The organism is Parabacteroides sp. D25 (assembly GCF_000307475.1).
GTDB classification, from domain to species: Bacteria; Bacteroidota; Bacteroidia; order Bacteroidales; family Tannerellaceae; genus Parabacteroides; species Parabacteroides distasonis.
This window is the reverse complement of the sequence record NZ_JH976510.1, coordinates 121,699-129,257: the sequence shown is the minus strand read 5'-3', so window position 1 is coordinate 129,257 and position 7,559 is coordinate 121,699. Positions and strand designations below refer to the sequence as shown.

The following is a 7,559-nucleotide window of genomic DNA, read 5'->3' as shown; positions in this document are numbered from 1 at the left end:
GGCCGCCTACGCACCCTTTAAACCCAATAAATCCGGATAACGCTCGGATCCTCCGTATTACCGCGGCTGCTGGCACGGAGTTAGCCGATCCTTATTCATAAGGTACATACAAAACGGGACACGTCCCGCACTTTATTCCCTTATAAAAGAGGTTTACGATCCATAGAACCTTCATCCCTCACGCGACTTGGCTGGTTCAGCCTCTCGGCCATTGACCAATATTCCTCACTGCTGCCTCCCGTAGGAGTTTGGTCCGTGTCTCAGTACCAATGTGGGGGACCTTCCTCTCAGAACCCCTATCCATCGTCGGTTTGGTGGGCCGTTACCCCGCCAACTGCCTAATGGAACGCATGCCTATCTATCAGCGATGAATCTTTAGCAAATATTCCCATGCGGGATCCCTGCTTCATGCGGTATTAGTCCGACTTTCGCCGGGTTATCCCCCTCTGATAGGCAAGTTGCATACGCGTTACTCACCCGTGCGCCGGTCGCCGGCGGGTATCGCTACCCCCGCTGCCCCTCGACTTGCATGTGTTAAGCCTGTCGCTAGCGTTCATCCTGAGCCAGGATCAAACTCTTCGTTGTTTAAATTGTTTTATCATATCCTCGCTCCGGAATCCGTTTATCGTAGTCCAAAGTCATACCTCTTCTTGACGGTATCAATCCGGAAAATTAATTTTCCTAATACTTGTACTACTTGTTGAATTATGTAAATCTCTCAAAGAACTCTCTCGCTATCGTTTCTCGATTGCGGCTGCAAAGGTAAGGACTTTTTTTTAATCTCCAAATTTTTCGGTGAAAAATTCTCGATTTATTTTCTCTCGTCGATCTCCGGGCGGTTGGAAATTATCGCTTGGCCCAGCCAACCTCATCCCCTACCCAAGGATACCTCCACGTTTCCATCATTTCTGAAGCGCCGTTCTCTCTCGAATGCGGGTGCAAAAGTAATGCTATAAAACATACGATCCAAATTTATCGGGCATTATTTTTTAGGCTTTTTTTCAAGACTTAACAAGTTATATAATGTACGTACGATAAAACACAATATATAGTATCCTTTTTTCCAAAATCCACTCATACCCCCTCCTATTTAAATAAAATCTGTTTTCTGTTTACCCCATGTTTTTTTAATGAAAGATGTATGAATCCCTTCGTACGATAAAGGATCGCCTGATCAAAATTCAAGCAGCTTGCCACCAAGTCCTCCAATAGTCGGTTGCGATCCACCGTGTAAATGTCTACCGCCTCTCCCTTCATATGTTGCGAGCTAGGGGCACCTCCCACTAATCGGTTTAACTCTTCGCTTCGATAGCCACTCATGATATACATAGGCTGTCGATGATATATACGCAAAGGTTCCAACAACCGCACCGTTAGATTCCGTATCGCCGGTATTACCTCCGAAGGCAACGCATTATTAAGTCCAAGTTCCACCGCCATCGCACTATAAACAAACTCGTCCATACGAAAATGCTCTGTCAATCTCTTCTCATCCTTTTCCATCTTAACTCAAATTTTCAATCCTTAATTTTCAATTTATAAGAGTAGTCCACCCCAAACAGCGCGCCGGCAAACGTGCAGATCTCCCCAAATGCGACCAGTACGCTGTTATCTATCTCACCGGAAGGAGCCACCCAAAAACCACAGAACACTAAGGTAAGGCCGGCCACGCAAAGTAGCACGGCCATTACCAGTTGCACGTTAAATCTCACTCGGGCTATCACTATCAGAGCCACCAGCCTCCGCAGTGGTACCATCTTGGGAGATCCGTGAGTACTCCAGTGTCTTCTTCGTATCCTTCAACTCACCTCCCGGAGTGAAAATGATACGCGGCGGGCGCAGCATACTCGAATTGAAATCCTTTTTATCTGTTACACCATCACTGCTCACCGAGATCCGAAAACTCCCGAAATCGCCGAGCCTTACGATACGCCCCTCCTGAAGCTCCATATCCAACACGAAATTAAGGTTATCCAATACCGCCTTCACATCTGCCGACGACACCGTACTACGTGCCGAGATCAACTTACATAGCGTTTTCATACTAGAGGTACCATTCGTTTTCGACACCGCATAAAACTTTTTCTCTGAATCCTTCTCGCCCGGCTTCGACGGACGCAACACCAACTTAAAACCTTGTGCCATATCTTTTAATTTTTATGGTTATATACCCCTTATGGAGCACGACACAAAGGTAAGATGGCCCAGAAGAGACGAACGTTCGTAGTTTTATCCATCAAACAAGTAATATTCAACTAATTAAAAATAAAAAACCAAAAATACCTCTTTTCAAAGACAATAAAAACCTGCTATTCTTAACTAACATTCAAATCCATATCTCTTTTAAAACTCATCCGTCACCTCCCTCTTTCCAGCGAGCACCAAGACTGCTTCCGCAGAATGCCCCGCCTCTCGCAAATGAGAAGCCAAGCCACGCACCGAGCCCGGATAATCAAACCCCATCAACAGGCAAGAGGCTATTTCCAAGGAGGAAGGGGAAGTCTCACGATCCGTAAACTCCACAAGCTTCACTAGCTCCAACAAGAGTTCCGGACGAAATGGGGAATACAACAAATCACCACGCACCGTATACTTACGTATATAACACCGTTCGCACTCCCGGTCATGCTCCATATACTTCCGGATAAATTTACGGTACGCCCCGGGCATCTTCCTATAATAATCTCCATATCCCAAACTACACACATCCATTTTCCAAGACTCCCGCTCATCCGGCCCCAACGTTACCAAGAACGCGTCAAAATTCTTCACCGTGGGCTTATGCCCCAATCTCTCTCTCAAACGCTCATAGATCTTTTTCATCATGCGAACGCAGGGGGAATGTTTATCCCTGCGCCGCATATGGCCGGACACCGTACTTACATACGGATTTTCAAATACATATATAAAAACAGAACCGGCCTTCTAAATCCCTTTACGGGAAAAGAAGACCGGTACAAAACCTTGACCTTATATCGATTCTACAAAATCTCTATCATCCTATCTTTTCATCACAAAACCCACATGGTTCCTTCTCTTTTCTTGCAAATGCCTCTGGGGAGGCTCTTCTTTTTTGACGCTATATTTAAATCAACATTAATAGCATAGGCCCTCACGGATAAATCCATAAAAGCCTCAAAGACATCGAAGACGATTAAACAACTGAATATCATTTATATAATACTATTATTTTAAGCGCAATTTACTTTTTATTTCGCTCTATTCATCCAACACCTCATATTTAGAATGCTGGCTCTTGAACTCAGGAACGATCTCCTTCATCCGCTTCACGATCCGCATATCCCCCTCCACGGCACAAGCATGTACCAAGGCATCAATCCGCAGATTGGCGTCAGCATAGTCATACGCACGGACTTGGGCGATCTTGATCTTCGGATGAAAAGTAGGCTTGGAGGTCTCCTCCTCATTGAGTACCTCCTCATACAACTTCTCCCCGTCTCGCAATCCCGTGAACCGGATCTCGATTCCCTTCACCCCGCTCAGACGAATCATCCGCTCAGCCAGATCCACGGTCCGTACAGGTTTACCCATATCGAACACGAAGATCTCTCCCCCATTACCCATCGTACCGGCCTCTAGGACCAGCTTACAAGCCTCCGGTATCAGCATGAAGAAACGAATGATATCCTTGTGCGTCACCGTCACCGGACCGCCCCGCTTGATCTGCTCCTTGAATAACGGGATCACGGAACCGTTCGATCCCAGCACATTGCCGAAACGAGTCGTCACGAATTGCGTGCGACCGCTCACCTTCCCATCCTTGATGGCTTGATCCAAGCTCTGCACGTAGATCTCGCAAATACGTTTCGAGCAGCCCATCACGTTCGTGGGATTCACCGCTTTGTCGGTCGATACCATAACGAACTTCCTCGTGCCGTATTTCACCGCCAAGTCTGCGATCACCCGGGTACCGTCCACGTTGTTGCGGACACTCTCCTCCGGATTATCCTCCATCATAGGCACATGCTTGTAAGCCGCGGCATGAAACACGTAATCCGGACGATGCTCCTCGAACAGCTCCTCCATGCGTTCACGCACACAAATATCGCTCACAACCGTCTCTAATAGTATCCAATGAAAACTCCTGCATGTCAAACCTAAAAGCAGAAAAATAACTAATCACAACATATATAAACAAACTAAACACACATAACGAAAATATATATTTAAATTTAAGTTTAATTCCAGTTATCATAAAAACAAAAAACACAGCAAACAATAGAACTAAAAAGTTCGTTCTACCTCCACCTATAAGAGCATAATCCTATATATATATATTATAATCATCCGATTATACACTCGCTTAAAAAACAAACAATAAGCTAATATAGCATTTGAGCAATAAAACAATGGAGGAGCAAAGAATGTATAAAAAACAAAATCTATGCTATAAAGATCATCATTTAGTATTTCAAAAGCATCAACTCCTACAAGATTCATAGATAATACTACATTCCAATATTTTACGAGGAGACTTCCTAATAAAATGATAGACACAAAAAGTATTATTAAATATTTTTTACTATAAATAAACCGATTCAAAGAACGAGAATATAAATATACCTTTTTGTCTAAACATATATTTTTATTAACTTTTACAGAAGAAAAACCTAATATAATAGCAGAAACATTTAGTAACATGATTACATATACTTCATCAGATACCGGATAAAGTCCATAAGGATTGAAAGTAGATATAACCAAAGATATAAACCATATAGTCCAAAAAGACAATATGACCTTTTTCGAAAAGCTATCCCTTATCATTCTTTTTATATACACATAAAAAAAGAGAAAAAACGCTATAATGAAAAACAACATATTCTTAATAAATCTCTGTTATAACACTTTATTTAGATATATATCCTAAATAAGTATTACTATTTTATTAAACCCTACAACCCTAATCGCCAGTTCCTATAAACTAACGACACAAAGCAAAACACTTCCACCCCTACGGCCATTACCGTAACCGTATACATAGTTATGCTTCCTGTCAGCCACAACAAGCCCATAGCCGTCAGAAAAAACAGACAATTTCCAACCATCACTCTCATATACACGGACGAATAGCCTAGCGGGACCAGACGATTTCCTCCAAGGAAACCATTGATAGATGTCAAGATCGCAGAGATTCCCAGCAATCGCATAATGACAGAAGCCTCTTCTATGTGTTCTCCGGCGAGAAGATACACCAACCAGTCACTACCGAAGAACATACTAATGTAGAAAAGTAAAGCGATCCCTATCGACAAGAACATCACATGATTGATAAAACGAATATTCTGTTCACGGGAAATCTTCGGGAAAACGGCTTGCGCTATCATGGAGGCTGGGAGTTTCATCAAAAGAAGCACCTTATCCGCCATATCATAAATGGAAACCTCCAACATCCCCAGAAAAGAACCGATCACCAATTTATTAACGTTCACATAAATCTGTGTGGACAGGATCGAAACAAATAAGGGCAAGCTCTCCTTATAGGCCGATCGCAATTCCCTTACCGGCATCAAGGAAAACCTTACTCTCTCTTTTCCCAACACGATATATAAAGAGAGACAACCCGCCAGTATAGCCCCGATCCCGTTTAACAAGGGGACCAGCAAATAATCCTCTTGCCGATGGACAAACAAGAATATAGCAACCACGAACAACAGGCGGGCAGATAGGTTCACGAATGTGATATATTTCATTTTCTCAATCCCCTGAAAGAACCAGATAGGTAACAGAAGCTCGTTGAATGTCAAAAGGAAAGAGAGGACATACACCCAATAATGATCCTCAAAGAACGGAACCATACTGATGACCGATAAATACAGGACTAGGCAAACAAGCCATAAAATGAACTTACACCAATAAATGGATGTGACGATCCGGGATAATCTTGCCCTATCCTGCTTGTAAATCGCCACGTTCCTCGCTCCGGACATATTGAACCCGAAGTTGATCACCAGCGATACATAGTTTATTATAGATTGAGCGAATATGATCACGCCATACAATTCCAAGCCTATAACCCGAAGCAAGTAAGGATAGGTAAGCAATGGAAATAGAATAGCGAATACCTGCAGCAAACTCAGATAGGAAAAATTAGCCAGTATGGTCTTATTCCTTCCCAGCCTCTCTTGTAAAGCCATCATCTAAAGATTCAATCCCTACCGAAGATATCCCTCGTATAGACCTTTCCCAACACATCGTCCAGACAATCATCATAACGATTGGCTATGATGGCGTGGCTCATCTCCTTGAAACGGGCGAGATCATTCACCACGGCACTGCCGAAGAAAGAACTCCCGTCTTTCAATGCAGGCTCATAGACGATCACCTTGACCCCTTTCGCCTTGATACGTTTCATCACGCCTTGAATAGAGGACTGGCGAAAATTATCACTGTTCGATTTCATCGTCAAACGGTATACCCCCACGACGCATTCTCGCTCTTCGGAGCACCGGAAAATGTTCCTCTCGCTATAATCGTAGTAGCCGGCCTTGCGCAACACCTGGTCCGCAATGAAATCCTTACGGGTATGATTGCTCTCCACGATCGCGGTCATCATATTCTGGGGAACATCCTGATAATTGGCGAGCAACTGCTTGGTGTCCTTCGGCAGACAGTAGCCCCCGTAACCAAAGCTAGGGTTGTTATAATGCGTGCCAATACGAGGATCCAGCCCCACGCCCTGGATGATGGCACTCGAATCCAAACCTTTCACCTCCGCATAGGTATCCAACTCGTTAAAATAACTTACACGCAAAGCCAGATAGGTATTAGCAAACAACTTCACGGCCTCGGCCTCCTTCATTCCCATGAATAGCGCCGGAATATCCTGTTTAATGGCACCTTCTTGAAGCAGGGCGGCGAACGTGTGGGCAGCCTTCTCCAAACCCGGAATATCCGCAATCCTCTCGATCGCCTCATTCTCCGCATTGAATTGCTCATCGCTTAGCAATTTGGGATAACCAACGATTATACGGCTGGGATAAAGATTGTCATAAAGCGCCTTGCTCTCACGCAAAAACTCCGGAGAAAACAGCAGATTGAGTCGCTCAATACCCTTTTGGGCGTATCTCAGATAAAGACTCCGGCAATATCCGACCGGAATGGTCGACTTGATCACCATCACCGCCCTTGGATTAACACTCAATACCAGATCGATCACATCCTCAATATGGTGCGTATCAAAATAGTTCTTCACCGGATCATAATTGGTAGGAGCCGCAATAACGATGAAATCGGCATCACGATAAGCGGACGCTCCATCAAGCGTAGCCGTCAAGTTCAACTCCTTCTCCTTTAGGTATTTTTCGATATACTCATCCTGAATAGGAGATTGCTTCCGGTTTAGCGTCTCCACCTTCTCCGGTATAACGTCAACCGCAGTGACCGGATGATGCTGTGCCAACAGCGTAGCAATACTCAACCCGACATAACCGGTTCCAGCTACAGCAATTTTGATTTCCTCTGACATAATGATTATTGTATATAAGTAGTCACTTCAGATCCGTAACAGACCCAAAGCATTTGTTTTGACTAAAAAA

At 44.0% G+C, this 7,559-nt stretch carries 6 protein-coding genes, 1 rRNA gene and 1 pseudogene; all 8 read right to left on the bottom strand.

Annotated features, from left to right (window positions below; genetic code table 11):
• Positions 1-585, bottom strand: a 16S ribosomal RNA gene (locus HMPREF0999_RS20795); the annotation flags it as partial.
• Between the two features lie 501 nt (positions 586-1,086).
• Positions 1,087-1,503 carry a D-Ala-D-Ala carboxypeptidase family metallohydrolase gene (locus tag HMPREF0999_RS20790; RefSeq protein ID WP_009276832.1) on the bottom strand — a complete coding sequence of 139 codons (417 nt, stop codon included), beginning with the start codon at positions 1,501-1,503 and terminating at the stop codon, positions 1,087-1,089.
• A 14-nt stretch (positions 1,504-1,517) separates the two neighbouring features.
• Positions 1,518-1,712: a hypothetical protein gene (locus HMPREF0999_RS22555; RefSeq protein WP_127908265.1), complete on the bottom strand. Its 195-nt coding sequence runs from the start codon at positions 1,710-1,712 to the stop codon at positions 1,518-1,520.
• Positions 1,702-2,145 (bottom strand): HU family DNA-binding protein, encoded by a 444-nt coding sequence (locus HMPREF0999_RS20785; RefSeq protein WP_009276830.1) that lies wholly within the window; start codon positions 2,143-2,145, stop codon positions 1,702-1,704. The genes HMPREF0999_RS22555 and HMPREF0999_RS20785 overlap by 11 nt, the downstream gene beginning before the upstream one ends.
• A 198-nt stretch (positions 2,146-2,343) precedes the next feature.
• A complete protein-coding gene (locus HMPREF0999_RS20780) occupies positions 2,344-2,826 on the bottom strand; it encodes a hypothetical protein (protein WP_010186000.1) in 483 nt (160 codons plus the stop codon).
• 393 nt (positions 2,827-3,219) lie between these two features.
• Positions 3,220-4,080, bottom strand: a pseudogene (locus HMPREF0999_RS20775) (polysaccharide biosynthesis protein); the annotation flags it as partial.
• 836 nt (positions 4,081-4,916) lie between these two features.
• The gene (locus HMPREF0999_RS20765) at positions 4,917-6,161 is read right to left on the bottom strand and encodes an oligosaccharide flippase family protein (protein ID WP_009276827.1); all 1,245 of its coding nucleotides are present in this window, start codon (positions 6,159-6,161) and stop codon (positions 4,917-4,919) included.
• A gap of 8 nt (positions 6,162-6,169) precedes the next feature.
• Positions 6,170-7,489, bottom strand: coding sequence for a nucleotide sugar dehydrogenase (locus HMPREF0999_RS20760; protein WP_009276826.1), 1,320 nt, complete (start codon positions 7,487-7,489; stop codon positions 6,170-6,172).
• Positions 7,490-7,559: the final 70 nt, after the last annotated feature.